Origin of the sequence: Pseudomonas sp. EMN2 (assembly GCF_009650555.1) — a bacterium.
GTDB lineage: Bacteria > Pseudomonadota > Gammaproteobacteria > Pseudomonadales > Pseudomonadaceae > Aquipseudomonas > Aquipseudomonas sichuanensis.
On the sequence record NZ_VZZR01000026.1, the window covers coordinates 40243 to 66249 of the forward strand.

The 26007-nt window shown below is 65.5% G+C and carries 23 protein-coding genes; 8 read left to right on the top strand and 15 right to left on the bottom strand.

What is annotated here, in order from left to right; genetic code table 11:
- Positions 1-63 precede the first annotated feature (63 nt).
- Both F6X61_RS09705 and F6X61_RS09710 read left to right on the top strand, forming a co-directional pair.
- Entirely contained in the window at positions 64-963 is a 900-nt protein-coding gene (locus F6X61_RS09705) for a LysR family transcriptional regulator (protein ID WP_153786438.1), read from the top strand.
- 106 nt (positions 964-1069) lie between these two features.
- Entirely contained in the window at positions 1070-2266 is a 1197-nt protein-coding gene (locus F6X61_RS09710) for an MFS transporter (RefSeq protein ID WP_153786439.1), read from the top strand.
- Here F6X61_RS09710 and F6X61_RS09715 read toward each other — a convergent pair.
- Both F6X61_RS09715 and F6X61_RS09720 read right to left on the bottom strand, forming a co-directional pair.
- Positions 2263-2676 carry an MAPEG family protein gene (locus F6X61_RS09715; protein ID WP_153786440.1) on the bottom strand — a complete coding sequence of 138 codons (414 nt, stop codon included), beginning with the start codon at positions 2674-2676 and terminating at the stop codon, positions 2263-2265. The genes F6X61_RS09710 and F6X61_RS09715 overlap by 4 nt on opposite strands.
- Positions 2673-2984: a DUF2834 domain-containing protein gene (locus tag F6X61_RS09720; RefSeq protein WP_153786441.1), complete on the bottom strand. Its 312-nt coding sequence runs from the start codon at positions 2982-2984 to the stop codon at positions 2673-2675. The genes F6X61_RS09715 and F6X61_RS09720 overlap by 4 nt, the downstream gene beginning before the upstream one ends.
- Positions 2985-3095: 111 nt before the next feature.
- On the opposite strand from F6X61_RS09720, the gene F6X61_RS09725 reads away from it, so the two are divergent.
- Positions 3096-3899: a helix-turn-helix domain-containing protein gene (locus F6X61_RS09725; protein WP_256671344.1), complete on the top strand. Its 804-nt coding sequence runs from the start codon at positions 3096-3098 to the stop codon at positions 3897-3899.
- 104 nt (positions 3900-4003) lie between these two features.
- Here the strand turns inward: F6X61_RS09725 and F6X61_RS09730 are convergent, their stop codons facing one another.
- The 6 genes from F6X61_RS09730 to F6X61_RS09755 form a co-directional block, all read right to left on the bottom strand.
- Positions 4004-4321, bottom strand: coding sequence for a DUF2388 domain-containing protein (locus F6X61_RS09730; protein WP_153786443.1), 318 nt, complete (start codon positions 4319-4321; stop codon positions 4004-4006).
- Between the two features lie 171 nt (positions 4322-4492).
- Positions 4493-5314: an RHS repeat-associated core domain-containing protein gene (locus F6X61_RS27545; RefSeq protein ID WP_153786444.1), complete on the bottom strand. Its 822-nt coding sequence runs from the start codon at positions 5312-5314 to the stop codon at positions 4493-4495.
- A 111-nt stretch (positions 5315-5425) separates the two neighbouring features.
- Positions 5426-6400 (bottom strand): PDR/VanB family oxidoreductase, encoded by a 975-nt coding sequence (locus F6X61_RS09740; protein WP_153786445.1) that lies wholly within the window; start codon positions 6398-6400, stop codon positions 5426-5428.
- Positions 6401-6467: 67 nt separating this feature from the next.
- Positions 6468-7589: an aromatic ring-hydroxylating dioxygenase subunit alpha gene (locus tag F6X61_RS09745; RefSeq protein ID WP_125858943.1), complete on the bottom strand. Its 1122-nt coding sequence runs from the start codon at positions 7587-7589 to the stop codon at positions 6468-6470.
- Between the two features lie 185 nt (positions 7590-7774).
- On the bottom strand, positions 7775-9373 hold the full coding sequence (locus tag F6X61_RS09750) for a BCCT family transporter (protein WP_153786446.1): 1599 nt from the start codon (positions 9371-9373) through the stop codon (positions 7775-7777).
- Between the two features lie 260 nt (positions 9374-9633).
- Entirely contained in the window at positions 9634-10725 is a 1092-nt protein-coding gene (locus F6X61_RS09755) for a tartrate dehydrogenase (protein WP_125464387.1), read from the bottom strand.
- Positions 10726-10820: 95 nt separating this feature from the next.
- On the opposite strand from F6X61_RS09755, the gene F6X61_RS09760 reads away from it, so the two are divergent.
- The 4 genes from F6X61_RS09760 (at position 10821) to F6X61_RS09775 (ending at position 15547) form a co-directional block, all read left to right on the top strand.
- Complete coding sequence (locus F6X61_RS09760; protein WP_153786447.1) at positions 10821-11732, top strand: LysR substrate-binding domain-containing protein; 912 nt, start codon at positions 10821-10823, stop codon at positions 11730-11732.
- A gap of 135 nt (positions 11733-11867) precedes the next feature.
- A complete protein-coding gene (locus tag F6X61_RS09765) occupies positions 11868-13358 on the top strand; it encodes an aldehyde dehydrogenase (RefSeq protein ID WP_153786448.1) in 1491 nt (496 codons plus the stop codon).
- 190 nt (positions 13359-13548) lie between these two features.
- Complete coding sequence (locus F6X61_RS09770) at positions 13549-14589, top strand: ABC transporter substrate-binding protein (protein WP_153786449.1); 1041 nt, start codon at positions 13549-13551, stop codon at positions 14587-14589.
- Between the two features lie 106 nt (positions 14590-14695).
- Positions 14696-15547 (top strand): helix-turn-helix transcriptional regulator, encoded by an 852-nt coding sequence (locus tag F6X61_RS09775; RefSeq protein WP_110992827.1) that lies wholly within the window; start codon positions 14696-14698, stop codon positions 15545-15547.
- 39 nt (positions 15548-15586) lie between these two features.
- On the opposite strand, the gene F6X61_RS09780 is transcribed toward F6X61_RS09775, so the two are convergent.
- The 7 genes from F6X61_RS09780 to F6X61_RS09810 form a co-directional block, all read right to left on the bottom strand.
- Positions 15587-17824 (bottom strand): TonB-dependent siderophore receptor, encoded by a 2238-nt coding sequence (locus F6X61_RS09780; protein WP_153786450.1) that lies wholly within the window; start codon positions 17822-17824, stop codon positions 15587-15589.
- A 120-nt stretch (positions 17825-17944) separates the two neighbouring features.
- The gene (locus F6X61_RS09785; RefSeq protein ID WP_153786451.1) at positions 17945-18934 is read right to left on the bottom strand and encodes a siderophore ABC transporter substrate-binding protein; all 990 of its coding nucleotides are present in this window, start codon (positions 18932-18934) and stop codon (positions 17945-17947) included.
- Positions 18931-19707 (bottom strand): ABC transporter ATP-binding protein, encoded by a 777-nt coding sequence (locus tag F6X61_RS09790; protein WP_153786452.1) that lies wholly within the window; start codon positions 19705-19707, stop codon positions 18931-18933. Before F6X61_RS09790 ends, F6X61_RS09785 begins: the two co-directional genes overlap by 4 nt.
- Positions 19704-20645 carry an iron chelate uptake ABC transporter family permease subunit gene (locus F6X61_RS09795; RefSeq protein WP_153786453.1) on the bottom strand — a complete coding sequence of 314 codons (942 nt, stop codon included), beginning with the start codon at positions 20643-20645 and terminating at the stop codon, positions 19704-19706. Before F6X61_RS09795 ends, F6X61_RS09790 begins: the two co-directional genes overlap by 4 nt.
- Entirely contained in the window at positions 20642-21583 is a 942-nt protein-coding gene (locus F6X61_RS09800; protein WP_153786454.1) for an ABC transporter permease, read from the bottom strand. The genes F6X61_RS09795 and F6X61_RS09800 overlap by 4 nt, the downstream gene beginning before the upstream one ends.
- On the bottom strand, positions 21583-23343 hold the full coding sequence (locus F6X61_RS09805) for an ABC transporter ATP-binding protein (RefSeq protein WP_153786455.1): 1761 nt from the start codon (positions 23341-23343) through the stop codon (positions 21583-21585). The genes F6X61_RS09800 and F6X61_RS09805 overlap by 1 nt, the downstream gene beginning before the upstream one ends.
- A complete protein-coding gene (locus tag F6X61_RS09810) occupies positions 23337-25130 on the bottom strand; it encodes an ABC transporter ATP-binding protein (RefSeq protein WP_153786456.1) in 1794 nt (597 codons plus the stop codon). Before F6X61_RS09810 ends, F6X61_RS09805 begins: the two co-directional genes overlap by 7 nt.
- Before the next feature lie 109 nt (positions 25131-25239).
- Between F6X61_RS09810 and F6X61_RS09815 the strand changes: the two genes are divergently transcribed.
- Positions 25240-25872 carry a TetR/AcrR family transcriptional regulator gene (locus F6X61_RS09815; protein ID WP_153786457.1) on the top strand — a complete coding sequence of 211 codons (633 nt, stop codon included), beginning with the start codon at positions 25240-25242 and terminating at the stop codon, positions 25870-25872.
- Positions 25873-26007 lie beyond the last annotated feature (135 nt).

Consider the following 26007-nt stretch of genomic DNA (forward strand, 5'->3'; position numbering starts at 1 on the left):
CCGTGGTTGATTCCAGGGCCTGATTGTAGGAAGGTTCCTGGCTTTGCCCCAGGGAAAACTGCCATGGACAAGCTGCTGGCGCTCAAGGTGTTCATGGCGACCGTCGAGGCCCAGGGGTTTTCCGCCGCCGCACGCAGGCTTGGGGTGGCGACCTCGTCGGTGACACGCCTGGTCGATGCGCTGGAAAGCGAACTGGGTGCCACCTTGCTCAACCGCTCGACCCGCCAGGTCAGCCTGACCGAGGCCGGTGCCGGCTACTACCAGCGTGCCCGTGACATCCTCGAAGCCCTGGCCGAGGCCGATGCCAGTGTCGCCGACCGTGGCGAGGAGCCCGTCGGCGTGCTGCGCCTGTGCCTGCCGGTGGAGTTCGGCCGGCGGGTGATCGCCCCGCACCTGGGCGCCTTTCTGGCCCGCCATCCAGGCCTGGAACTGGACATCGACCTCAGCGACCGCTTCGACGACTTGCTCGATGGCCGCTATGACCTGACCATCCGTCTCGGCGAACCCGCCCCCAGCGACGAGCTGGTGTGTCGTCGGCTGGGGCACTTCGAGCGCTGGCTGGTGGCCAGCCCGGCCTATGTGGCACAAGGCCCCGCGCTGGACGATCCACGGCAACTGAGCTCACGTGCCTGCCTGCGCTTTCGCTATGGCCAGTCGGCCCGGCCCTGGCGTTTGCAGCAAGGCGATCAGCGCCTGGAGCTGGACGTCAGCGGCCCGTTGCGCAGTGCCAACGCCGACCTGCTGCGCGAAGCCGCCATCGCCGGCAGCGGCGTGGCGCTGCTGGCCGACTGGCTGGTGCGCGAGGATGTCGCGGCCGGGCGCTTGCAGCGGCTGTTCGCCGACTGGCAGGTGAGCCCGGGCGCTGCCAGCGCCACCATCAACGCGCTGTACCTGCCCAACCACCGAGGGTCGCGGCGGGTGAAGGCGTTCGTTGCGTTCTGCGAGACCTTGCTGGCGCCCTAGCCGTTGCGCAGGGCGCAAAGCCTTGTTGCGTTGCCGGTGGATTCTGCCGCGCGGTGCTTCCCGGCACCATGCCCGCACTTCCAAGTCGTTAAGCGAGGCAACCCCCATGAATGCTTCCATCGCTGTCGCCCAGCCGTCAGCGCCCGGCCTGAGCCGCGCCCTGGTGACGCTGCTGGCCTTCTGTTGCGGCGCCATCGTCGCCAACATCTACTACGCCCAACCCATCGTCGGGCTGATCGCACCTGACCTGGGTTTGTCCGCCGCGCACGCCAGCTGGATCGTCTCGCTGACCCAGCTGGGCTACGCCCTCGGGCTGCTGTTGCTGGTGCCGCTGGCCGACCTGGTGGAAAACCGCAAGCTGATGATCGCCACGGCAGTGCTGGCGACCGTCAGCCTGCTGCTGGCCGGCAACAGCGGCCATGGCCAGGGCCAGCTGTTCCTGGCCTATGCCTTGCTCATCGGCTTCAGTTCGGTGGCGGTGCAGATGCTGATACCGCTGGCCGCGCACCTGGCGCCCGAGCACCAGCGTGGGCGAGTGGTGGGCAACATCATGGGTGGCCTGTTGCTGGGCATCCTGCTGGCCCGGCCGTTGTCGAGCCTGGTGGCCGATCATTTCGGCTGGCGTGTGGTGTTCATCGGCGCGGCCGGGGTGATGCTGGCGATCATCCTGTTGCTGGCCCTGACCCTGCCGCGCCGGATACCCGAGCACAAGGCCAGCTATGCCGGGCTGATGGCCTCGCTGCTGGTATTGCTGCGCCGCTACCCGTTGTTGCGCCAGCGCTCGCTGTACCAGGCGCTGATGTTCGCCGCCTTCAGCTTGTACTGGACAGCGGTGCCACTGGCCCTGGCCGCAGAGCATGGCCTGTCGCAAAGCCAGATCGCGTTGTTCGCGCTGGTCGGCGCCGTAGGGGCGGTGGCCGCGCCGCTGGCCGGGCGCCTGGCGGATGCCGGGCATGGACGGCAGGCTTCGTTGCTGGCAATGGCGCTGGCGCCGCTGGCCTTGCTGCTGGGCCTGACCACACCGGGCATGAGCGTGATCGGCCTGGGGTTGACCGGGGTGCTGCTGGACTTTGCAGTGCAGATGAACATGGTGATCGGCCAGCGCGAGGTCTATGCGCTCGACCCCGCCAGCCGCGGACGCCTCAATGCGCTGTACATGACCAGCATCTTCCTGGGCGGGGCCGTGGGTTCGGCGCTGGCCAGCGGAGTGTATGCGCACTTTGGCTGGGCGGGCGTGGCAATGCTGGGCGCGGCGTTGCCGGTGCTGGGGCTGGCAGCCTTCCTGCTAGCGCGTCGGGTTTAGCACAGGCGGGTGGCGATCATCCCGGCCAACCCCAAAAGGCAGCCCAGGCCGATGGCATAGGCCAGCGTGCGCCAGGGTTGCCAGGCCGCCAGGTAGGCCAGGGTGTGGGCCAGCCGGGCAGCGGAGAACAAGGCGCACAACCACATCGTCGGCAGCTCAGGCGTGTGCAGAGTGATTGCCAGTCCACCGAGCACGAAGAACAGCGGGATGTTCTCCAGGTCATTGGCCCAGGCCTGGGCCGCGCGGCGTACTTCGGGGCGCTCCTGGGCCGAGGCCGAGCGGCCCAGCACGGCCGCATCCTCGGCGTTGACGAAGGTCAGGTGGCGCAAGCGGTGATACCCCTGGTAGCAGGAGATTGCCAGCATCTTGAGGAACAGCAGCAGAACACTGGCGGCGAACACCGTGATCATGGCCGATGGCCTCTGAACCCGTGCACGACCAGATACAGCAGCGGGCCGATCGAAACGAACAGCAGGGTCAGCAGGCAGTAGGGCAGCACACTGCTCCCCGGGCGCCCACGGCGCTGGGCATCGCGCCACATCCACAGGCAGGCCAGCACGGCCATAAGGTACAGGTCGATGACTACCTGCAGGGTGTCCGGGCTGCTGATCAGTTGCAGCCCGAAGGCCAGCAACGACTGCTCGGCGTTGGCCATGGTCCAGCCGGTGTAGAGGGTCAAGGCGATCAAGGTGGCGAGTGCCAGCCAGGGTTTACGCATGGTGGGAGCTCCGTGACGGTTTCGATGCCCGAACACTAGTGATAGGGTCCCAGCCCAGCAATGACCTCAGAGGTCATGGACGACTCACCTGAACACTCGCAGGCTCAGCCCATGGACATTTCGACCTTTCACCCCACCCGGCCAAGCTCCACCGCAGGTTCGCCGTTGCGCCAGCTGCGCCGTCAGGCCGGGCTCAGCCAGATGCAGCTGGCCTTGCGTGCCGGCGTTTCCCAGCGTCACCTCAGTTGCATCGAAACCGGCCGGGCCCGGCCAGGCATTGCCACCCTGCATGCCTTGTTGAGCGCGCTCGATGCGCCACTGGAGCGCTGCAACGAGGTGTTTCTCGCCGCCGGCCTGGCGCCGCGCTACCAGGCCTCGCCGCTGGATGCCCCGGCGCTGGCGGCCGTGCGCGACGCCATCGAGCACCTGTTGCAGGCCAATAACCCGGCACCGGCAATCGTCATCGACGGCAACTGGGACGTGCTGGCGGCCAACAGTGCCACGGCCGCGTTGTTTGCCTTGCTCGGGCTGCCGCCGTCGCAGGTGGAGGGGTTGAACATGCTGGCCATGCTGTTTGCGCCCGGCGGGCTGGGTGAGTACTTGCTCAATGCCGAAGAAATTCGTGCGGTGGCTTGGCTGCGTGCCCGTCAGGAGTCGCTGAGTAATCCGCTATTGGCCACGCGCCTGGCGCAGCTGGCGCTGCCAAGCGAGCCTGAACCCGCGCAGGGCGTATTGCCGCCGCTGCTGTTGACGCGCCTGGCGTCGCCACAGGGTGAGCTGACGTTCATGTCAACCTTCACCACTTTTGGCATGCCCCAGGACATTACGGTCGAGTCATTGCGCATCGAGCATCTGGTGCCGGCGGATGCGCGAACCTGGCAGGTCATGCGCGAAGCCTGTTCAGCGCTTTCCTGAAGACCCAATCGCCGGCAAGCCGGCTCCCACAGGGAGAGTAAGATGCCTGTGGGAGCCGGCTTGCCGGCGATTGGGCCGCAAAGCGGCCCCCTTGCACGTGCAGGTCAGTGCTGCGCGACCGGGTCATCCTGCGACAGCAGCGCCCGGGCCAGTTCCTCGTCGCTGGCCTGCAGGCCAGGGTTGGCCTGGCGTGCCTGTGCCAACGCCGACTCCAGGTAGGCGCCACGGATGGCACCGCCGCTGGCGATGAAGGCGGTCAGTTCGTCATGGGCGGGGATGATCCGTTTGTCGTCCTTGAAGGTCGAGTAGAGCGACGCGGAGATCCCCGCCGAGGTGGCGACGTCACCGGCATCGACCCGGGCCAGGGCGGCACCGGCAGGCAGCAGGAGCAGCAACGAGGGAACAAGCAGTAAGTGGCGCATGGTGAATCCTCCGCGAAGGTAAAGCCCAGGGGTATTACTGCATGTTGTTAAGAGCGGAGGTGGAGGCTGGGAGTTCCATGCAGTTGTAAATGCAGTGGGGTACAAAGTGACTTGTCCATTTCGCATTTGAGAATCTGCGTATTTGCTAAGGGCGTTCTGCTCTCAATGGTTCTAACTGCTGGCGGTCCGGATGGCGTTAGCTATGCCTTCATTCTCTCGGCGTGCGACCTCGACGGGGTTTTCAGACCACTCATCCCATGAGTCGGTCGACCCCCTGCGAGTCAGGGAGTGACTGGGCGAGTGTGGGGGGGGACTGACCAAGGGAATTTGGCGAGGCGATCCAGTGCCTACAGTTTCGAAGCCACTACTGTAAGCAGGTGATTGGCGGGTTGGTTGCATCCGGGTAGGACTATTTGCTCGTAAGGTATGAGGTGTTTGCGAAAAAGTTGCGGCCGTTGTTGTAGAAAACGACGCACGCGAAGCACTGGGCCCAGGATTATCGATAGTTCTTGAGGGGCGCGGCATGGATGTACCAGGCTTGAGCAACTGATCTTTTGTCGCTGGAGCGCTGGCTGGCAAATCCCGCCACGCTCTGAACCCGAACCAGCTATTTGAGATCTCTCGTATTATGGTGAAAAAACCAGGAGCTGCTCCAGACGGATCTGTTTGGTTGGCCGGGTCATTTTTGCAGTAGGCGTAGGCATTGATACCTCCATGGCTGAACGGGCTCAGGCTATCCGCCGAGAGAAAGCGCATCAGCACCGGGTTATAGGATCGGTAGCCATTGCCTAGCTGGTAATTTCCGGTGAGCGGGTCGCGGTATTGACCATTGAAGCCCAACATCATCAACCCTGTGTCCCCGGGCGTTAGATGGCCAAATGCGGTATAGGCATACATAATCCCGGCCTGATCGAGGCTGCGCCGCAGCACTGAACCCGGTGTGTCGGTTGCTAACAAGGCCGCAGATGGGCGAGGGAAACTTAGCGGTGCCATGGCGGCCTCTGTTTCTGTGGTTTAGGCCCACTGTGGTCGCCTCATCGCGCGTGGGCAACTGGCAAAACTGCCAGGTGGGTGGGCCTGGAACGAGGAACCACCCCTCCGTCCTCACAGGTCTAGCACGATCCTCGCCGATTTCGCCCGCGACACACAGAGCATCATGGTCTGCTGCGCGGCCTTCTCCTCATCGCTCAGGTACTGGTCGAAGTGCTCGGCCTCGCCTTCGAGAATCGCCGTTTCACAAGTCCCGCACACACCTTCGCGGCACAGGCACTCGACCTTGGCGGCCTTGGATTTTTCGATGGCCTGGAGGATGGTCATGCCTTCCTCGACTTGCAGTTCGGTCCCGGAGCGGGCCAGTACCACGGTGAAGGCGGCGCCTGCGGCCGGTGCTGCGGCGGCAAACTGCTCCCAGTGCACCCGTGACTCGGCGATGCCGGCGGCGGCGGCGGTGGCGATCACTGCATCGATCAGTGGCTTGGGCCCGCACACGTAAAGGTGCGCATCGTCGGCAAGGCCGGCGCACAGGGCGGCCAGGTCGAGCTTGCGATCGAGGCTGTCGATATAGAACTGCGTGTTGCCGGCATGCGGGCCGCTCTGCAGGTCACCCTGGAAGGCGCCGTGCTCGGGCGCGCGGAAGGCGTAGTGCAGCTCGTAGGGGGTGTCGCCGCCTTCGAGTTCATGCAGCTGCGCCAGGAACGGCGTGATGCCGATACCGCCGGCAATCAGCACATGACGCCCGGCACTCGGGTCGAGGGCGAACAGGTTGTTGGGGGTGGAGATGGTCAGCTCGCTGCCCACCTCGACCTGCTGGTGCATGAACGCCGAGCCGCCCTTGGACTGCTCTTCCAGGCGCACGCCGATCTGGTAGCTGGACAGCGCGCGCGGGTCGCTCATCAGCGAGTAGGCGTTGCTGAACTGGCCGCCGCAGGCCGACTGCATCTGCACGATGACGTGGCTGCCGCCGGTGAACGCGGGCAGGGCGGCGCCGTCGCTGCGGGCCAGGGTGAAGCGCTTGATCTGCGGCGTGGCCTGTTCCACGTCGGTCACGCGCACTTTGAACATTTCGTATTGCTTGGCCATGGCATACCTCGACAACGAAGCCCCGCGCCAGGCCCTGGCGCGGGGCGGGACAGCTAACGGGGGTGGCTCAGTCGTCCAGGTGGGCGACGGCGATCAGGTTGTGGAAGTGGGCGATACCGTGCTCGCTGACGCCGCTGCGCTGCGCGTCGACCATGATCCGGCCCTGGCCACGGTAGCCGCGGGATTTCAGGCCCTTCTGCACGCTCTCGACCAGGCGCAGGTCTTCCGGACGGAACACTTCGCGGTACCAATCGATCAGCTTCTGCTGCTCCTCGGTGATGTCCTTGTTGAGGAAGTAGACGTCGTAGTGCTGCAGGGTGGTTTCGGCATCGACCGGGAACTCGTAGATCACGGTCATGAAGTTGGCCCCTGGCGGCACGTTGAACATGGTGCACGGCCAGGCCCAGAAGCCGGCGAAGGACGGGTCTTTCACCGATTCATCGAACTTGAACGACTGCTCCGAAGGTTTGGCCAGGCCGTACTGCAGGGTCCAGTTGCCGTGCAGGCTGTGGCTGTACTGGCCAACGTCCACCGAGTCGGAGAACCCGGGGTGGGCCGGGGCGCAGTGGTAGCACTCCAGGTAGTTGTCGACGATCGACTTCCAGTTGGCCGGTGTGTCGCTGACGAAGCGAGCGGCCAGGTGCAGGTCGTCGATCACCGCGCAGGCTTCGCGCATGCGCTTTTGCAGGCCTGGCAGCTGGTCTTCGACCGGGGCTGCGTCGTTGTCCATGTTGATGAACAGGAAGCCTGCATACTCTTCGACACGCAGCTGCACCAGGCTGGAATTGTCCTTGTCGAAGCTGGCGACGTTCTCGCAGTTACGGGCGTGGGCCAGCTCGCCGTCGAGCTTGAAGGCCCAGGCGTGGTAAGGGCAGGTGATGACGTTCTTGGCCTTGCCGCTGCCTTCGAGCAGCTGGTGGCCACGGTGCGGGCAGACGTTGTAGAACGCGCGCAGCACGTCGTCGCGGCCACGCACGATGATGATGCTTTCGCCGATCACCTGGCGGGTGATGTAGGCGTTCTTCTCGGCGACTTCGCTGCGGTGGCCGACGCAGATCCAGCTGCGGGCGAAGATCGCTTCCTTCTCGTGCTCGAACACCGCGGCCTGGGTGTAGAACTTGGCCGGCAGGGTGAAGGCCACTTCGGGGTTGGCGCAGAAATCGGCGGGCAGGCGTTTGAAATCGTTCATGGCTTTATCTCGGTTCTTATTGGTTAACGCGTATCTATTGGTTAACAAGTTAGGCAAAAAAATTTGTCGCAGGTTTGGCAGCGTGGGAGCGGGCTTGCCCCGCGATAGCGATGGCAGCCCATATCGCGGGGCAAGTCGCATCGGCGCACCGCCGCTCCCACGTTGCTATCTCAATTCAACTCAATTCAGTGCACCGCCGCCGCGCTGCGTGGCGCTTGCTCTTGCGGCTCTTCACCCGCCAGGCGGGTGGCCTCTTCCTCGATGCGGTACGCCGGCACCTGGCCGTAGTCAGCCGCCAGCCACTTGAAGAAGCCGTAGATCTTCACCAGCAGGATCACCATGAACGGGATCGCGGTGAGCACCACGGCAGTCTTCATGGTCGACAGCGACGCCTTGGCGAACAGCATGGCCAGCGGCACCAGGGTCAGCACCACGCACCAGAACAGGCGCAGGGTGGGGCTCGGGTCTTCGCCTTCACGCAGGTTGCGGGTGCTGGTGGCGGCCACGGCGTAGGCAGCGGCGTCCATGTGCGAGGCGCAGAACACCGCCATGATGAACAGGTACGCCGCCAGGAACAGCGTGCCCCACGGCAGGGCCAGCAGCAGGTCGGTCACCGCCGCTTCGCCACCGGCGGTGCTGAGCAGCTTGGGCACGTCGATCTGGCCGTTGATGAACTGGTGCATGCTGTAGCTTTCCAGCGCGCCGAAGAAGAACCAGCAACCGAAACTGCCGCCCAGCAGCAGGGCGAACACCACTTCCTTGATCAGCCGGCCGCGCGACACGCGAGCGACGAACATGGCCACGCCCGGTGCGTAGGACACCCACCACAGCCAGTAGAAGACCGTCCAGTTACGGGTAAAGGCACCGTCGCCGGCCGGGTCGGTGAACAGGCTCATCTGCACGTAGTGCTGCAGCATCAGGCCGATGGAGTTGGCCGTGTTGTTCAGGGTGAACTGGGTCGGGCCGACCAGCAGCACCACGGCGGCGAACAGCAGGGCGCCGACGCAGACCATCTTCGACAGGCGCTGCAGGCCGCCGTCGATGCCGATGTACGAGCTCAGCGAGAACAGCAGCGCCACCGCACCGATCACCAGCAGTTGCACGGTGAAGGTGTTGGGGGTGCCGGCCAGGTCCGACAGGCCACGGGTCAGGGTCGAGGCGGTGAGCGCCAGGGACACGGTCAGCGCGCCCATCATGGTCAGCAGGAAGATCAGGTCGACGGCGCGGCCAACCGGGCCGGTGGCCTTGAAACCGGTGACCGCTTCGATCACCGAGGCCAGGTTCAGGCCGCTCTTCTTGCGCACATGGAAGTGGTAGGCCATGGCCAGCGAGGCCAGGGCGTAAATCGACCAGGCACTGATACCCCAGTGGAAGAACGAGTAGCTGACGCTGTATTCCAGGGCCTGGGCCGACATCGGCGCGATGTTAAGGCCAGGGGTCTGGTAGTAGTAGGCCCATTCCATCACGCCCCAGTACAGGGTCGAGGAACCCATGCCGGCGCAGATGAACATGAACACCCAGGTGGTGGTGGAGTATTCCGGCTTGCCGGCACCCAGGCGGATGTTGCCGTACTTGCTGAAAGCCAGGTACAGCACGGCCAGCGAGCTGCCGAACACCAGGACCTGGACACTGGTGCCAAAGGTGCGGGTGGACAGTTCGAAGGCCTGGTTGGCCAGGTTTTCCGCTTGTGCGGGGAAGGCGGCAAGGCCGATCACGGTGAGCAGCACGGCAACCAGGCTCACGGCAATCAGAAACACATCAATCTTTTTATTGTTGGGGGACATCAATTGTCTCCAGGGGCATTTTTTTTGTAGTTGGAGTCAGGCGTTGGGAAGTCCGTATCGAGGCTTGTTTTTCCTTTCTGTTAACTATTGGATAACAAATATCTTTTGGTTAACAGATTTTGCATTGAATCTGGGCGAGTGGCAATAGAATCGTCGGACAATCCGGATGATTGGTTACGCCTATTTCGCGGGTAAACCCGCTCCCACAGGGTCTGTGCAAAACCTGTGGGAGCGGGTTTACCCGCGAAGGGGTCGCCTGATCAGGCGCCGAGCAACTCGGCAATCGCCTTGCCCACGTCCTGGGTCGAGCGGCTGCCACCCATGTCACGGGTGGTGTCGCCATTGGCGATCACGGTTTCGATGGCCTTGAGGATGTCGTCGTGGGCGGCCTGGTAGCGGGCGTCGTCGCCGTCCTTGCCGAGGAACTCGAGCATCAGTGCACCCGACCAGATCATCGCGATCGGGTTGGCGATGTTCTGGCCGTAGATGTCCGGCGCCGAGCCGTGCACCGGTTCGAACAGCGACGGGAACTTGCGCTCAGGGTTGAGGTTGGCCGACGGCGCGATGCCGATGGTGCCGGCGCAGGCCGGGCCCAGGTCGGAGAGGATGTCGCCGAACAGGTTGGAGGCCACCACCACATCGAAGCGCTCCGGCTGCAGCACGAAGCGCGCGCAGAGGATGTCGATGTGCTGCTTGTCCCAGCTGATCTCGGGGTAGTGCGCGGCCATGGCGGCGGTGCGCTCGTCCCAGTACGGCATGCTCACGGCCATGCCGTTGGACTTGGTGGCCGAGGTGACGTGCTTGCGCTCGCGGGTCTGGGCGACTTCGAAGGCGTACTTGAGGATGCGGTCGACGCCACGGCGGGTGAACACCGACTCCTGCAGGACGAATTCATTTTCGGTGTTCTCGAACATGCGCCCGCCCAGCGACGAGTATTCGCCTTCGGTGTTCTCGCGGATCACCACGAAGTCGATGTCGCCTGGCTGCTTGTTGGCCAATGGGCAGGGCACGCCGGGGAACAGGCGCACCGGGCGGATGTTGACGTACTGGTCGAAGTCGCGGCGGAACTTGAGCAAGGATCCCCACAGCGAGATGTGGTCCGGGACCTTGTCCGGCCAGCCGACGGCGCCAAAGTACAGGGCATCGAAGCCCTTGAGCTGCTCGAACCAGTCGTCCGGCATCATCTTGCCGTGGGCCAGGTAGTAGTCGCAGCTGGCCCACTCGAAGAATTCGATCTCAAGGTTCAGGCCGTGCTTGCGGGCGGCGGCCTCGACCACGCGGATGCCTTCCGGGAGGACTTCGTTGCCGATGCCGTCACCGGGGATGGCGGCGATTTTGAAGGTCTTGGTCATGGGGGCGCATCTCGTGTTCAGGGAGGATGCGGCCATGCTATAAGGGCGCGCTGCGGAGATAATCTCCCATTCGATCAATTCTTGGTGCACGAAACGTGAATAATCTGCCGAACCTCGACGACCTCGATATCTTCCTCCAGGTAGCGCGCCGCGCCAGCTTTGCCGCCGTGGCGGACGAGCGCGGCATGTCGGCGGCGTTCGTAAGCAAGCGCATCCGCCTGCTCGAAGAGAGCCTGGGGGTGCGCCTGCTGCACCGCACCACCCGGCGGGTGACGGTGAGCGAGGAGGGTGAACGGGTCTACCAGTGGGCACAGCAGATCTTCGAGACCCTGCAACGCATGGACGACGACCTCAACGCCGGCCAGCGCGAGCCCGCCGGGCAACTGCGCATCGCCAGCAGCCTGGGCCTGGGCCGGCGCTTCGTGGCGCCGGCCTTGTCGGAACTGGCGGCGCGCTACCCACGGCTGGACATTCGCCTGGACGTGCACGACCGCCTGGTGGACCTGATCGCCGAAGGGGTGGACCTGGACATCCGCGTCGGCAACGTCATCGCCCCGCACCTGATCGCCAAGCCGCTGGCGCGCAACCGCCGGGTGCTGTGCGCCGCGCCCGGCTACCTGGCCGAGCGGGGCACGCCCAAGGTGTTGGCAGACCTGGCCAGCCATGACTGTCTGGTGATCAAGGAGCGCGACCACCCGTTCGGGCTGTGGCACCTGGAGGGCCCGCAAGGCGAGGAGAGCGTGCGGGTGACCGGCGCCCTGTCGAGCAACCATGGCGAGGTGGCGCACCAGTGGTGCCTGGACGGGCGGGGCATCCTGCTGCGCTCATGGTGGGATGTGCACGACAGCATCGAGGACGGGCGGCTGGTGCAGGTGCTGCCCGACTACCAGCAGGCGGCAGATATCTGGGCGGTGTACACCGCGCCGCTGGCCGGCTCGGCCAAGGTCCGGGTCGCGGTGGAGTTCTTCCGCCAGTACTTCGCCGAGCGCTATCGCTTGCCGGATTGAGGGCTGCTGAAGCTAGAGAGTTTTTTCATAGGTCTGGAGAACATTTTTACTAATTTTCCTGCCATCCAGAGTGGCGCACCATCGGCTCACATCAATAACAACTGACCGCGAACGCGGTCGATGTGGGAGCGCAGCGTGTTCGACCTTTCCTTCTGGCAACAGCGGGCCAACCGCCAAACATTCATCGACACCGCGCTGATTGGCGGCCACTCGGTGAATGCCTCCTCGGGGGCTACCTTCGACGCCATCAACCCGGCCACCAACCAGTTGCTCGCCCGGGTGGCGGCCTGCGCTGAAGACGAAGTCGACCTGGCCGTGCGCAGCGCCCGCCGCGCATTCGAACAAGGGCCCTGGGCACGCATGGCCCCCACCCAGCGCAAGAAAATCCTCATCAAGCTGGCCGACCTGCTGCTGGCGCACCGCGAAGAACTGGCGCTGCTGGACTCGCTGAACATGGGCAAACCGGTGATGGATGCCTACAACATCGACGTGCCCGGCGCGGCCGGGGTGTTCGCCTGGTACGGCGAGGCGCTGGACAAGGTCTACGACCAGGTCGCGCCCACGGCCGCCAATGCGCTGGCCACCATTACCCGCGAACCCCTGGGCGTGATTGCCGCCGTGGTGCCGTGGAACTTCCCGCTGGACATGGCCGCCTGGAAGCTGGCGCCGGCACTGGCCGCCGGCAACAGTGTGGTACTCAAGCCTGCCGAGCAGTCGCCGTTCTCGGCCCTGCGCCTCGGCCAGCTGGCCCTGGAGGCGGGCATCCCCGAGGGCGTGCTGAACGTGGTGCCGGGCTTGGGCGAACAGGCCGGCAAGGCCCTGGGGCTGCACCCGGACGTCGATTGCCTGGTGTTCACCGGCTCCACCCAGGTGGGCAAGTACTTCATGCAGTACTCGGCCCAGTCGAACCTCAAGCAGGTGTGGCTGGAGTGTGGCGGCAAGAGCCCCAACCTGGTGTTCGCCGATTGCCAGAACCTTGACCTGGCCGCCGAGAAGGCAGCCTTCGGCATCTTCTTCAACCAGGGTGAAGTGTGCTCGGCCAACTCGCGGCTGTATGTGCAGCGCTCGATCCACGATGAGTTCGTCGAACGGGTGATCGCCAAGGCCCAGGCCTGGTTGCCGGGCGACCCGCTCGATCCGGCCAGTGCCGCCGGCGCGATCGTCGACAGCGAGCAGACCGCGCGCATCGTGCGGGCGATTGGCCAGGCGCGCGAGGAGGGCGCGACGCTGCTCAGCGGTGGCGAGCAACTGACCTTCAATGGTTCATCCAACTTCATCACACCGACGATTTTCGGCAATGTCAGCAGCGACAGCCGCCTGGCCCGCGATGAAATCTTCGGGCCGGTGCTGGCCATCAGCGCGTTCGACAACGAAGAGCAGGCGGTGCAACTGGCCAATGACAGCATCTATGGGCTGGCCGCGTCGGTATGGAGCGACGACCTCAACCGCGCCCACCGTGTGGCCAAGGCGTTGAAGGCCGGTACGGTCTCGGTCAATACCATGGATGCGCTGGATACCACGGTGCCTTTTGGTGGCGGCAAGCAGTCCGGGTTTGGCCGCGATCTGTCGCTGCACTCGTTCGACAAGTACACGCAGTTGAAGACCACCTGGTTCCAGTTGCGGTAAGGGTCAGGGCTGGGAGGTGTTCGCCTTTGGATGTGTTGCGCCTGGGAGATCGAGCGCCACCGCTGTCCAGCCATGCTCCACGAACCACCCACAACAAGAAATCCCCCCGCAAGCCGCAAGGCACTGCGGGCTCGGGCCGACTGGCCCAACTGCCTCGATACACACAACCATAAATCGTGAGGGAGTTTCCATGCGTACCATCACCGCGTCACTCAGCCTTGCAGTGCTCGCCGCTGCCAGCCTTCCCGCCCTTGCCGGCACCTCCAGCCTCACCGTCATCTCCTTTGGCGGCGCCACCAAGGCGGCGCAGCAGGCCGCCTACTTCCAGCCCTTCGAGCAGAGCGGGGCAGGCAAGGTGGTGGCCGGCGAATACAACGGCGAACTGTCCAAGGTCAAGGCCATGGTCGATGTCGGCCATGTGTCCTGGGACGTGGTGGAGGTCGAAAGCCCCGAGCTGATCCGCGGCTGCGAGGCGGGCCTGTTCGAGCGCATCGATCCGACCCTGCTGGGCGACCAGGCCAACTACCTGCCCGGTACCGTGAGCGAGTGCGGCGTGGCCAGTTATGTCTGGTCCATGGTGCTGGCCTACAACACCCAGAAGCTCGCCAACGGGCCGACCTCGTGGGCAGACTTCTGGGACACCCAGCGCTTCCCGGGCAAGCGCGGGCTGCGCAAGGGCGCCAAGTACACCCTTGAGGTCGCGCTGCTGGCCGATGGCGTTCCACGCCAGGACCTGTACACCGTGCTGGGCACTCCAGAAGGGGTCAACCGGGCCTTCCACAAGCTCGACCAGATCAAGCAGAGCATCCAGTGGTGGGAGGCCGGCGCGCAACCGCCGCAGTGGCTGGTGGCCGGCGATGTGGTGATGTCCGCCGCCTACAACGGGCGCATCGCCTCGGCGCAGAAGGACGGCTCGAAGCTTGGCATCGTCTGGCAGGGCAGCCTGTACGATCCGGACCACTGGGCCATCGTGCGCGGCTCCAAGAGCAAGGAACTGGCGCAGCAGTTCATCACCTTCGCCAGCCAGGCCGCCACGCAGAAAACCTTCTCCAGCCACATTCCCTACGGCCCGGTGCGTACCGATGCGGTCAATGCATTGCCGGCCGAGATCCAGCAGCAACTGCCAACGGCCCCGGCCAACCTGGCTGAAGCCCAGCTGGTGAACGCCGAGTTCTGGGTCGACCACGGCGAAGAGCTGGAAGAGCGCTTCAATGCCTGGGCGGCGCGCTGACCCCCGCGTTACCGCGCGCTGGTGAGCCCGCTCCGGGCATGGAAAGATGGGAAACGCCGTTGCAGCGATGCAACGGCTTTTTCCGATTCAAGAGGCAAGCAAGCAGATGAGCAGAGACCGGCTTCAATCCGCAGAGTGGTTCGAGCAGATCGCCCACGTGGTCGATTGCATCGGCACGTCGGCGTTCGTCGAGTCGCTGTTCGCCGCGCTGAACTACCTGGCGCCTTCCCACGCCATCACCGTGTTCCTGTTCCCCCATCAAGGGCTGCCTTCGGCCTTGTTCGAGCGGGACGAGGAGGGGCCGTGGATGCCCGAAGGCAGCATCGGCAAGTACCTGGAAGGCTTCTACCTGCTGTGCCCGTTCTACCGGGCCTGCATCGAGGGCATTGCCCCAGGCTGCTACCGGCTGAGCGATGTGGCGCCGGACCACTTCAAGCGCAGCGAATACTACGTGTCGTTCTACCAGCATGCGCGGCTTGAGGATGAGCTGAACTACATCGTGCCACTGGGCCCCAAGTTGACCATCGCCGTGGCCCTGGCCAGTACCCGCCGCCTGGGCCGGCAGCAGGTCGACGAACTCAAGCGCATTGCCCCCTGGGTGCTGGCCGTGGTGCGCCGGCATTGGGGCGACCTGGATGCGGATGCGTTGGGCGGGCGCTTCGAAAGTGCGCTGGGGCGCCAGATCAACGCCGCGCTGACCCAGTTCGGCTCGTCGCTGTTGACCGAGCGCGAGTGCCTGGTGGCCCAGTACATGCTGCGCGGGCACTCCATCCGCTCGCTGGCCGAACGGCTGGGGATCAGCGAGGACACGGTCAAGACCCACCGCAAGCATGTGTACAGCAAGCTGGACATCGCCAAGCAGTCGGAGCTGTTCTCGCTGTTCATCGCCTCGGTGGCCCAGGCCCAGGAAGGCTTGAGCAAGGATCCGTTGGAGAGCTACCTGCGGCGCAGGCGCTGAGCCTTGGGTTGCCCCGCCAGCCAGGGCGGGGCATTGCCATCAGAAGTCCACCGTAGCCGACAGCTCATAGGTGCGTGGCGCACCCAGCCCCAGGGTCTGGGTCAGCGGGACGCCCCAGTAATCCTTGTCGGTCAGGTTGGAAATGTTGGCGCGCAGGGTCACTGGCTTGCTGGCGACCTGGGTGGTGAAGCGGGCGCCGGCATCGAAGATGGTGTAACCGGGGATCGACATTTTGTTGTCTTCGGTAATGTACTGCTTGGACTGCGAGGTGACGTTACCGGTCAGCGTCAGCCCTTCAAAGCCAGGGATATCCCATTCCACGCCCAGCTTGCCCTGCAGCTTGGGATAGGCCGTGGCCGTCTTGCCCTCGTTGACCCCGCCTGCGGTCTTGGTCAGCTTGGGGTCGACATGGGCCACGCCGCCCATCAGGCGCACATCCGCCAGCGGGGCGCCGAAGAAGCTCCATTCCACACCACGGTTACGCTGCTCGCCGCCAAATGAATAGAAGTTGCTGACCGGGTCGGTATAGCTGCCGGGGCGTTTGATTTCGTACAGCGCCAGGGTATGGCTGAAGGTGCCCAGGTCCAGCTTCAGGCCGACTTCCCGCTGCTTGGTCTTGTAGGGGGCGAACACCTCGCCGTAGTTGGCGGCGGTGAACGGCGCCGCGCCGCCCTTGCTCAGGCCTTCGATGTAGTTGGCGTACAGCGACACCTCGTCGGTGAGCTTGAACAGGATGGCGCCGGCCGGGGTGTTGGCGTGGGTATCGTAGCCGGGCTTGTTGCGCGCGCCGGTTTTGACGTTGAAGGTGTCGGTGACCACCTCCTGGCGGCGTATGCCCAGGGTCAGTTGCAGACGATCATCGAACACCGACAGGGTGTCGGCGATGCCATAGCTCTTCAGATCGTTTTCGGTGTGGGCGATCTGCGGCCAGGCTTCGGCCACCTTCGGGCCCCAGCTCGGGTGGTAAATGTTGGTGGTCCAGCTGGAGCCAGCGGCGCGGCGGCCGAAGTCCTTTTGCGTGTCGCTGTACTGGGTGGCATTGAGCGACCATTGGTGGTTGATGCCAAAGGTGTCGAAGTGGCCGCGCAGGCCAACCTCGGCGGAGGTCTTGTGGATCTCCATCTGCAGCTGACCCATGCTGGTGGTGAGGTCGCCGGCGCTGTTGGTCAGGGTGCCGACCAGTGCGCCGCTGTAGCGGTAGTCAGTCTTGCTGGTACCGACCGCGCCGTAGGCCAGCAACTGGTCGGTGAGCTCGTACTCGCCACGCAGGATCACGCCCTTGTCCTTGGTTTCGACATAGGCCCAGTCGGGGTTGATCAGGGTGTCGGCCTTGGGCGGCCGGGGCACGGGCACTCCGTCCGCGAGGCCGATGCCACGGTTCTGGCCGCGAATATGGTCGTCGCTGTCGAACAGGTCGACGGACAGCCGCGCGCGCTCGCCACGCCAGTCCAGCGCCAGGGCCGACAACACGTTGCGTTGGGTCTGGCCATCGATGGCCGCATCGCCGTCGCGGTACACGCCATTGAAGCGCACGCCGAACTGATTGCCTTCGCCGAAACGCCGGCCCACGTCGACATGGCCGCCCCACTGCGCATCGGAGGCGTAGGTGGCGGTGAGGCGGGTCAGCGGCGTGTCGCCAGCACGTTTGGGGATGAGGTTGACGATACCGCCCACAGAGCCGCCAGGCGGCATGCCGTTAAGCAGTGCCGACGGGCCCTTGAGCACTTCGATGCGCTCGTACATCTCGGGCGAGGCGCGATAGTAGGGGGCCATGCCGAACAGGCCATCGACGGTCATGTCGGTCACGCTGGTCTGGAAGCCGCGGATCGAATAGTTCTCGCTGTAGGTGCCGGTGAGGCCGTTGCTGAACACCGACGGGTCGGTGGCGGCGATGACGTCGGTGATGTCCTTGGCCTGAAGGTCCTGGATGTAGGTATCGGTGTAGCTGACGGTGCTGAACGGCGTTTCCATGAAGTCTTTGTTGCCCAGCAGCCCGACACGCCCGCCCGTGGCCACCTGGCCGCCGGCGTACACCGGTGGCAGTGGGTCGGCGATACCCTGGGCGTCGATCAGGGTGGCGGACAACTCGGTAAGCGCAGGTTTTTCTTCAGCGTCCTGGCTGCTGATCGCAGATGTTGCGGCCCGTGCCGGCACTGCGCCAAGCGCGTAGGCGCCCAAGGCCAGGCCAACCAGCACGGCGTGTGCCAGTGGGGTGCGCTGCAGTGCCGGCAGGGTGAGGGATGAGGCCGGGTGAGTGGAGAGGGGACGGTGGGACACGGGAGGGCTCCAAAGGGTGGCGGCAGTTATGGTTTTGGTTTGTGTTTTTGCAAAACTAAGTCGTAAGGCAAATGAGAATCACCTATTGATAAAGCAATGCGCGCTCGCGCCAGTCGCGACTCAGTGCTGATAACCCTTGATCACGTCGTCGACGATCAGCGCCAGTGAGGTCGGGCTGGCGGCGGTGACGTACCAGGCCTCAGGGTCGACGAACACCACGCGGCCGTGCTTCCACGCGTTGGTCTGGCGCAGCAGCGGGTTGCCGAGGGTTTCGGCGGTCATCGCCGGGCGATGCTCCATCACTGCCGTGCGGTCGACCACGTAGAGGATGTCGGGGTTGGCCTGCTGGATGAACTCGCTGGAAATGGGCTGGCCATGCAGGCCGGTTTCCAGGGTGCTACCGGCGGGCTTGACGCCCAGGTCGTTGAAGATGAAGCCGTAGCGCGACTGCACGCCGAAAGCGCTGAAGGCGCCGTTGTTGTGCAGCACCACCAAGGCGCGTTCCGGGCGGCCCTGGGTGACGCTGCGTGCCTGGTCCAGCTTGGCGTCCAGCGCGGCGAGCTTCTGCCGGGCGAGCTCTTGCTTGGCGAACACCTGGCCAAGGCTGGCCAGGTGCTGCTTGACCACGGCCACATGGCCGGCTTCGCTGTCGCGGTAGTCCACATCGAAGTGCAGGGTCGGCGCCATTTCGCTCAGTTCGGCATAGTGGTTGGCCTGCAGCGAGGTGATCAGGATCAGGTCGGGGCGGGCGGCATGTACTCGTTCAAGGTTGGGCTGCACGATCGAGCCGATATCGGCGGTCTGCGCGGCGTCCTTGTAGCGCGCCAGGAAGTGCGGCACGAAGTCTTTCGGCATGCCCACCACCGGCACACCCAGCTGGTCGAGGAAATCGACTTCGTTCATGTCCAGGGCCACCGCGCGCAGCGGGGGCCGGGTGATCACGGTGGTGCCGAGTTTGTGCTGTACGGAAACTGGCGCGTAATCGACGGCAGCCGCGCGGGCGGTCGTTGCCGGTGTGGCTGCCGACGGCTCGTTGCAGCCGTGCAGGGCCAGGGTGGCGCCCAGCAGCAGGGCCAAGCGCCAGCCGGTGGCGGGGTGGTTGCGGTTCATCGCAGTTCTCTCGGTGGGTTGAAGTAGTTGCACAGGCGGCCGCGCTCGCCATGGGTGATGTCGAAATCCAGCCCGTACAGGGCATGCAGCCGTTGCTCGGTCACCACCTCGTCGACACTGCCGCTGCAATGCACCTGGCCGTCTTTCATGGCGACGATGCAGTCGGAATAGCTGGCGGCGAAGTTGATGTCGTGCACCACCAGGATCACCGTGCGGCCGAACTCGTCGCACAGCCTGCGCAGCGCGCGCATGATCTGCACCGCGTGGCGCATGTCGAGGTTGTTCAGCGGCTCGTCGAGCAGCAGGTAGTCGGTCTCCTGGGCAATGGTCATGGCCAGGAACGCCATCTGCCGCTGGCCGCCGCTGAGCTCATCGAGGTAGGCCTGGCGCAGGGGCTCCAGGCCCAGGAAGGCGATGGCCTGGTCGATCGCGCGCCGGTCGTCAGCGGTCAGCGCGCCGCGGCTGTAGGGAAAGCGGCCGAACGCCACCAGCTCGTCGACGGTCAGGCGCAGGTTGAAGTCGAGCGACTGGCGCAGGGTGGCGACGCGTCGGGCGTACTCGCCGACGGCCATGCCACGGATGCTTTGCCCGTCCAGGCGGATATCGCCGCTGCTGGGCTCCAGCAGCCGGGCGAGCATCAGCAGCAAGGTGGTCTTGCCGGCGCCGTTGGGGCCGATCAGCGAAGTCAGGCGCTGGCGCGGGAAGCACGCGCTGACCCCGCACAGCACGGCCTTTTTGCCGTAGCCTTTGTGCAGGTTGTGGACGGTGATCATGCGGCCCCCCGGTTACGCACCATCAAGGCGAGGAAGTAGGTGCCACACACCAGGTTCACGAGGATGCCGACGGTGGTCCTGTAGTTGAAGACATGCTCGACCAGCAACTGGGCGGCGATGAACACGGCCATGGCCACGGCGCTGCCCAGCGCCAGCGTGACCCGATGGCGGAAGGTGCCCGCCAGGCGGTAGGTGATGTTGGCGACGAACACGCCCATGAACGCAGTGGGCCCGAGCAGGCTGGTGGACACCGCGACCAGCGCGGCGATCACGGCCAGGTGCAGGCGCACGTTGTGCCGGTAGTCCACACCCAGCGAGATCGCTTGATCGCGCCCCAGCGCCAGCACATCGAGCACCGGCGCGGCCTTGGCCAGCACGCTGCATAGCAGCGCCACCAGCAGCGCCGAGCCGAGCAGCAGCGGCAGCGAGGCACGGTTGAACGAAGCCTGGGTGTAGCCCTGCAGCATCGAGAACTCACCGGGGCTGACCTTGAGCTGGACGAACTGGGTGAGGGTGGCCATGACCATCGTCAGCACCAGCCCGACCAGTAGCAGGAAAAACACGTTGCTGTGGCCTTCGCGAAACAGCCAGCGGTGCAGCGCCCAGGAGTAACCGAGCATCAGCAGCACCGAGAGCAGGAAGTTGCCGTCGTTGCCCAGCAGCACCAGGCCCTGCATGCCCATGCCCAGCACCAGCAGTGCCTGCAGCAGCAGGTACACGGCTTCATAGCCCATGATGGCGGGGGTGAGGATGCGGTTGCCGGTGAGGGTCTGGAAGGCGATGGCCGAGCAGGCCACGCACACGCCGCCGATGACCATGGCGGCCAGGCGCGTAAGGCGCTTGGGGATCACGTAGTCGAAGTCCAGCCCGGCGTTGGCGAACACGAACACGCAGGCCAGGGCGATGACCGCGAGCCATGGCAGCAGGCGGCGCTTCATCGCTGCCTCCACAGCAGCAAGCCCAGGAAGACCAGGCCACCAAGGCCGCCGGCGGTCAGGCCGATGGGCACTTCGAAGGGGTAGATCAGCAGCCGCCCGGCCAGGTCGCAGACCAGCAGCAAGGCCGCTCCCCCCAACGCCACCAAAGGCAGGGTACGGCGCAGGTTGTCGCCATGGCGCAGGGCGATGAGGTTGGGCACCACCAGGCCGACGAAGGGGATGGCGCCGACGGTGATCACGCTGGCCGCCACCGTGACGGCGACCAGCATCAGCCCTAGCGCCACGCTGGCGCTGTAGTTCAAGCCCAGGCTGGTGGCCATGCCTTCGCCCATGCCGACCAGGGTGAAACGCTGCGCATACAGGTAGGTGAGCAGGATAATCGGCAGGATCAGATAGATGAGCTCATAGCGCCCCTGCACCACCTTGGAGAAGTCGCCCAGCAACCAGCCCTGCATGCTTTGCAGCAGGTTGAAGCGGTAGGCGTAGAACTCGGCCAGCGCGCTCAGCACCCCGCCGTACATCAGGCCGATTACCGGTACCAGCACCGCGTTCCTGGCGCGGATGCGGCGGATGATGGCGACGAACACCAGGCTTGCGGCGAAGCACAAGGCCAGGGCGAACAGCATCTGCAGCGGCACGCCGGCGGTCGGTGCCAACCCCAGCGACAGCAGGATGCCGAGGCGGGCGGCGTCCAGCGCGCCGCAGGTACCGGGCTCGACGAAGCGGTTACGCACGATCTGTTGCAGGATCACCCCGCACACCGCCAGGCCGATGCCCACCAGGATCAGTGCGGCCAGGCGCGGCAGGCGGCTGGCGGTCAGGGTCAGCCAGGTGTCGCCGTGCAGCGTCAGCAGTTGCGACCAGGCCAGCTCACGGGCGCCGACCGCCAGCGAGGCCACGCACAACAGCAGGAACAGCAGCAGCCAGGACAGGCGCATCAAGGCTGTGCCACCGTCGACGGCGCGCCGATGCGCCAGGCGTTGGCGGCGTGGCGTTGCGTGAGGAAGCGGGCGTAATACCCGCCGCTGGCGCCCAGGGCCGCAGGCGAGCCTTGTTCGACCACGCGGCCGGCGTCCAGCACCACGATATGGTCGGCCAGGGCCACGGTGGCGAGCTGGTGGGCGATGACCACTTGCGTGCAGCGCCCGCGCAGGCTGTGCAGGGTAGCGACGATCAGCGCCTGGTTGTCGGCATCGAGGGCCGCGGTCGCTTCATCTACCAGCAGCACCGGGGCCTGCTTGATCAGTGCACGGGCAATGGTCACCCGTTGGCGTTCGCCCCCCGACAGCTGCGCGCCACCTTCGCCGACCGAGGTGTCGAGGCCCTCTGGCAGGCGCTGCACGACGCTCTCCAGGCCCGCCAGGCGGGCGGCCTGCAGCACTTCGGCAGCGCTGGCCTCGGGTTTGCCGATGCGGATGTTGTCGGCAATGCTGCCCTGGAACAGCCAGGTGTCCTGCAGCACCTGGCTGACCGTGTCGGTCAGGGTGCAGCGGGCCATCTGCCGCACGTCCACGCCGCCGATTCGCACGCTGCCTTGAGTGGCATCGAAGAAACGTGCGATCAGGCGCAGCAACGAGCTCTTGCCCGAGCCCGAGGCACCGATGATTGCCGTCATGCGGCCTGCCGGGATGTGCAGATCAAGGTCACGCAGCACATCGGGCCCCTCGGCGCTGTAGCGCAGGCTCACCCCCTGCAGCTCGATGGCATTGCCCGCTGGTAGTTCGGGCGAAAGCGGCTCCGGCAGCGGCTCGGCCGCCAGGATCCGTTCGATCTCCTTGAGCTGGCCCTGGGCACCGCGCAGGATCTCGACATGGCTGGCCACGTCCTGCAGCGGGTCGATGAATCGGCAGGCCAAGGCCAGGGCCACGACCACCGCCACCACCTCCTGCGGCTGGCCACCCAGCTGGCGGCTGAACCACAGGCCGGCGGCCATCAGCAACGCCGCGAAGGTCGCCTGCACCGCCCAGCTGTTGAGCAGCGCCGACAGCGCCGAGCGCAGGATCAGGCCCATGCCGCTGCGGCGCTGGCGCTCCAGGCTTTGTTCCAGCAGCCGCGTGCCACCACCGGCGCCATTGAAGGCGCGCAGCACCGACTGGGCCTGGGCGAACTCGACCATGCGCTGGCTGGCGTGGGCGAAATGCTGTTGGTACGCCGCATCGCCCTGGCGGCCCAGGCGGGCGCTGAGCAGCAACACCGCGAGCAGCGCCGGCAGGGCCAGCAAGGCGATCAGGCCCAATGGCCCATGCAGCGCATACAGTGCCGGCAACAGCACCAGCGGCATCACCACGCCGCTGATCAAGGGGGTGAGCACATGGGCCGGCAACTGGGCCACGCCCATCATGCCCTGGGTGATGACATGCCCCAGCCGGGCGGTGTTGTCCGGGGTGAACCAGCCCAGCGGCAGCCGCGCCACCCGTTCGCCAAGGTGCAGGCGGCCACCGCGCAGCACTGCGCTGGCCAGGGCGATGCCGGCCAGTTCCACAGGGCGTCGCCAGAACCAGCACAGGCCCACGCCAGCGGCCAGCGCCAGCAGCCAGGCAGCGGCGCCACGGGCATCGCCCTGCAACAGGCGCAGCATCAGCGGCGCCAGGGTGCTGATGGTCAGGCCGCTGAATACGCCATACAGCACGGTCATCAGCACATAGCGGCGCAATGCCGGGGCGCTGTCGCCCAGCAGTCGAATGAAGGTTCTCAGCATGCCGGCAGCGCCTTTTTCTCGGTGTCCTGGTAATGCCCTTGGGCCCAGAGCCGGGCATACAAGCCTTGGCGCTCGAGCAGTTCGGCGTGGCGGCCCTGTTCGCGTAGCTCGCCTTGGTCGAGCACCAGGATCTGGTCGGCGTGCATCACCGTGTCCAGCCGATGCGCGATGACCAGCAAGGTGCGGCCCTGGGCGAAGCGCGACAGCGCCGTCTGGATCGCCGCTTCGCTGTCGGCATCGACGGCAGCGGTGGCTTCGTCCAGCACCAGCAGCGGCGGGTCGAGCAGCACCGCGCGGGCGATGCTCAGGCGCTGCTGCTCGCCGCCGGACAGCTGCGCGTCTTCGCCGAGCACCGAGTCGTAGCCGCGTGGCAGCTGCATGATGCGTTGATGAATGTTGGCCAGGCGGGCTGCCGCTTCGATCTGTTCGCGGGTCGCCGTTGGCCGGCCCAGGGCGATGTTGTCGGCCACGCTGGCGTGTATCAGCCGTACTTCCTGCAGGACGAAACCGATGTGCTGGTACAGCGCCTGCGTCTGGATATCCCGCAGGTCGACGCCGCCGAGGGTGATGCGCCCGCTGTCGGGGTCGAAGAAGCGCAGCAGCAGGCGCGCCACGGTGGATTTGCCGGCGCCAGATGGGCCGACGATGGCGGTGATGGTGCCGGGGGCCAGGGTGAAGCTGAGGTTGTTGAGCACAGGGTTGCCGGGGCTGTAGGCGTGGCTGAGCTGCTCCACCCGGACCTCGTTGCCGTTGGGCGAGCGGCCGGTGGCCGGCGCGGGCAGTACGGGCGTGTCCAGCAGGGCATGGACCCGCTGCGCGGCGCCGACCGCGTTGTTCAGGTCGTGGGTGATGTAGTGCAGCAGGTGCAGCGGAGCGCACAGGCCCGGTGTCACCAGGGCGAAGGGCAGCAGTTGCAGCGGCTCGATCCAGCCCAGGGCAATGAACAGCATGCCGGCCAGCAGCACCAGGCCCAGTACCGTCACCGGCGCGACGAGCGCATTGGCCTTGGCCATCGACGCCACCAGCGGGCGGGTGAAGCCAGTGAAGGTCTGGGCGAAGGCCTCGACGGCGGCGCGGTAGCGGTCCTGGGCATTGCCTCGGTCGCCGAAGGCCTTGACCAACGGCATGCCGTTGACGAACTCGACCACCGCGTCATCGATGCGCGCCATGCCAGTGATCACCGCGTCCATGTGCGTGGCGCTGGCCTGCATCGCCCGGCGCAGGAACACAAAGAAGGCGGGGAAGGGCAGCAACGACACCAGGGCCAGGCGCCAGTCCATGGCGAACAGGTAGACCACCGAAATCAGCACGGCGCCCAGAGCCCGGCCAAGGGTGGTGAAGAAGTGCGCGGTGAGGCTGTGCAGGGTGCCGATGTCGTCTTGCATCGCCCGCTTGACCTCACTGGAGGCGCGCTCGGTGAACCAGCCAAGCGGCACCTGCATCAGGCGCTGGCCGATGGCCACGCGCAGCTGGTGGGTGATGCGGTTGTCGGCCCGGTGTGCCAGCAGCTCACCGGCGGTGATCAGTGCCATGCCGACGAACAGGCAGGCCACGCTAATGCAAACCACCCGGCCGATATCGGCGGCCGTGCCGGCGTTGCTCAAGGCCAGGCGCGCAATCTGCTCGATGCCGGCCAGCGGCACCAGGGTCAGCATCGAACCCGCAGCCGCCAGCACGGCGGCTACGATCAACTGCCCGCGGATGGGCGCAAGTACACGGCTGATGGGGCCGCGCGCCTTGGTTTTGGGCGGTGCGGCAGTGTTGGGCGTGGGGCATGAATCAGACATGAAACGGGCCTGGGCAGCTGCGGATTAATTAGTTGCATGACTATAAACTAATTTGCGAAAACCAGACAAGACGGCTACAAGTCTGTCTCCACCGAGCCAGGAGCAACTGATGCAACCATCACAACCCTCACCCGGTCGCGGGCGCCCGCGCACCATTACCCGTGAACGCATCGCCGACGTGAGCATCGCCATTGGCCTGCCTTGCCTCACCTTCGTGGGTGTGGCCGCCGCGTTGGGGGTGAGCCATATGGCGCTGTACAAGCACGTGGCGAACATCGACGCGCTCAAGTGCCTGGTGGCCGAGGAAATCTTCCAGCGCTGGCAGATCCCCCGGGCGAGTGATGGCGCTGAAGAAGGCCTGCAGGCCTACCTGCTGCGTTTCGCGGCCTCGGTGCAGGCCTTCGTCAAGGCCCATCCTGGGCTGACGCCCTACGTGATACGCCGGCTGGCGGCGACCGAGGCGATGATCGGCAAGATCCATGAGCATCAGGTCCATATCGCCGAGGTGTATGGCCTGTCGCCGGAGCAGGCGCGCTGGCTGTTGTCGACGGTGGCGTTCCATGGCTTTGCGGTGGCCGATACGGTCTATACCGTGGCCAAGCGCGAGCCGGTGCTGGACGCGGATTGCGTGCAGGAAGAGCAGGAGATGGAGGTCGAGTTGAGCGAAGGCATGCGCGCGCTGATCGTTGGGGTGTTGGTGTTGCTCGAGCAGCAGGGTGGGGATGTGGGCCACCAGGTGTAGGGCGGGATATTGTGTGAAGGCCGCCAGGTGCAGGGCGAAAGATTTACAGCGCCTGTGAGATCGAGCGCCGCCCGCGCGGCGCATCGCTGGCAAGCCAGCTCCCACAGTTTGTTTCGGGCCAATTATTCCTGTGAA

Coding starts and splice junctions, on each gene's coding strand:
- F6X61_RS09705 (WP_153786438.1), top strand. CDS start 64: ATGGACAAGCTGCTGGCGCTCAAGGTGTTCATGGCGACCGTCGAGGCC.
- F6X61_RS09710 (WP_153786439.1), top strand. CDS start 1,070: ATGAATGCTTCCATCGCTGTCGCCCAGCCGTCAGCGCCCGGCCTGAGC.
- F6X61_RS09715 (WP_153786440.1), bottom strand. CDS start 2,676: ATGATCACGGTGTTCGCCGCCAGTGTTCTGCTGCTGTTCCTCAAGATG.
- F6X61_RS09720 (WP_153786441.1), bottom strand. CDS start 2,984: ATGCGTAAACCCTGGCTGGCACTCGCCACCTTGATCGCCTTGACCCTC.
- F6X61_RS09725 (WP_256671344.1), top strand. CDS start 3,096: ATGGACATTTCGACCTTTCACCCCACCCGGCCAAGCTCCACCGCAGGT.
- F6X61_RS09730 (WP_153786443.1), bottom strand. CDS start 4,321: ATGCGCCACTTACTGCTTGTTCCCTCGTTGCTGCTCCTGCTGCCTGCC.
- F6X61_RS27545 (WP_153786444.1), bottom strand. CDS start 5,314: ATGGCACCGCTAAGTTTCCCTCGCCCATCTGCGGCCTTGTTAGCAACC.
- F6X61_RS09740 (WP_153786445.1), bottom strand. CDS start 6,400: ATGGCCAAGCAATACGAAATGTTCAAAGTGCGCGTGACCGACGTGGAA.
- F6X61_RS09745 (WP_125858943.1), bottom strand. CDS start 7,589: ATGAACGATTTCAAACGCCTGCCCGCCGATTTCTGCGCCAACCCCGAA.
- F6X61_RS09750 (WP_153786446.1), bottom strand. CDS start 9,373: ATGTCCCCCAACAATAAAAAGATTGATGTGTTTCTGATTGCCGTGAGC.
- F6X61_RS09755 (WP_125464387.1), bottom strand. CDS start 10,725: ATGACCAAGACCTTCAAAATCGCCGCCATCCCCGGTGACGGCATCGGC.
- F6X61_RS09770 (WP_153786449.1), top strand. CDS start 13,549: ATGCGTACCATCACCGCGTCACTCAGCCTTGCAGTGCTCGCCGCTGCC.
- F6X61_RS09775 (WP_110992827.1), top strand. CDS start 14,696: ATGAGCAGAGACCGGCTTCAATCCGCAGAGTGGTTCGAGCAGATCGCC.
- F6X61_RS09785 (WP_153786451.1), bottom strand. CDS start 18,934: ATGAACCGCAACCACCCCGCCACCGGCTGGCGCTTGGCCCTGCTGCTG.
- F6X61_RS09790 (WP_153786452.1), bottom strand. CDS start 19,707: ATGATCACCGTCCACAACCTGCACAAAGGCTACGGCAAAAAGGCCGTG.
- F6X61_RS09795 (WP_153786453.1), bottom strand. CDS start 20,645: ATGAAGCGCCGCCTGCTGCCATGGCTCGCGGTCATCGCCCTGGCCTGC.
- F6X61_RS09800 (WP_153786454.1), bottom strand. CDS start 21,583: ATGCGCCTGTCCTGGCTGCTGCTGTTCCTGCTGTTGTGCGTGGCCTCG.
- F6X61_RS09805 (WP_153786455.1), bottom strand. CDS start 23,343: ATGCTGAGAACCTTCATTCGACTGCTGGGCGACAGCGCCCCGGCATTG.
- F6X61_RS09810 (WP_153786456.1), bottom strand. CDS start 25,130: ATGTCTGATTCATGCCCCACGCCCAACACTGCCGCACCGCCCAAAACC.
- F6X61_RS09815 (WP_153786457.1), top strand. CDS start 25,240: ATGCAACCATCACAACCCTCACCCGGTCGCGGGCGCCCGCGCACCATT.